Origin of the sequence: Aeromonas sp. Prich7-2, from assembly GCF_017939255.1 — a bacterium.
GTDB lineage: Bacteria > Pseudomonadota > Gammaproteobacteria > Enterobacterales > Aeromonadaceae > Aeromonas > Aeromonas caviae.
Genome location: NZ_JAGKRI010000261.1, coordinates 1 through 644, shown reverse-complemented (window position 1 = coordinate 644; position 644 = coordinate 1). Strand labels below are relative to the sequence as shown.

Here is a 644-nt window from a genome sequence, read left to right as displayed (position 1 = left end):
ACGGTGTGATTCATGACTGGGGTGAAGTCGTAACAAGGTAACCCTAGGGGAACCTGGGGTTGGATCACCTCCTTACCTTAAGATGACGAAGTTGTTGAGTGTTCACACAGATTGCCTTGATTCAAAGTAGTTAGAGCAAAGACCTGATGCAGAAATGCATCGGTTCTGATTCAACTTCGGTTGAATGAGAGAAGCCCGTTCGTTGGGTTGGGATGTGAATAGCGGCGCAAGCGGCTACCCAAGCCAGAGTTAGCGATAACAACGAACAGCGCTAAAGGCCGCTAGCCTCGCAGGCTCGGCGTCGCCTTTACGAAAATCATTGCGAAGTGACCTTCGCAAAGCATGATTTTCGTCCCCTTCGTCTAGAGGCCTAGGACACCGCCCTTTCACGGCGGTAACAGGGGTTCGAATCCCCTAGGGGACGCCACTTCTCTTCTTGCTAACAAGAATGCAGAGTTAAGAACTGATTCTTAACTCTGTTTTCTTCAGCCTTGTGCTGTTGCAAACATGCTCTTTAACAATCTGGAAAGCTGATTTAAAAAGTAGTTCTCAAACATTTGTTACAAGTGCTTTGGAAACTTCTTGGCGAAAACCAAATTTTATTTGGTCCTTGTTGTACGACAACAAGCTGTGCCGGTTTCACC

The 644-nt window shown here is 47.2% G+C and carries 1 tRNA gene and 1 rRNA gene; both read left to right on the top strand.

The features are described from left to right. A 16S ribosomal RNA gene (locus tag J9892_RS21530) occupies positions 1–75 on the top strand; the annotation flags it as partial. Positions 76–351: 276 nt separating this feature from the next. After that, positions 352–427: transfer RNA gene (locus tag J9892_RS21525), tRNA-Glu, on the top strand. Positions 428–644: the final 217 nt, after the last annotated feature.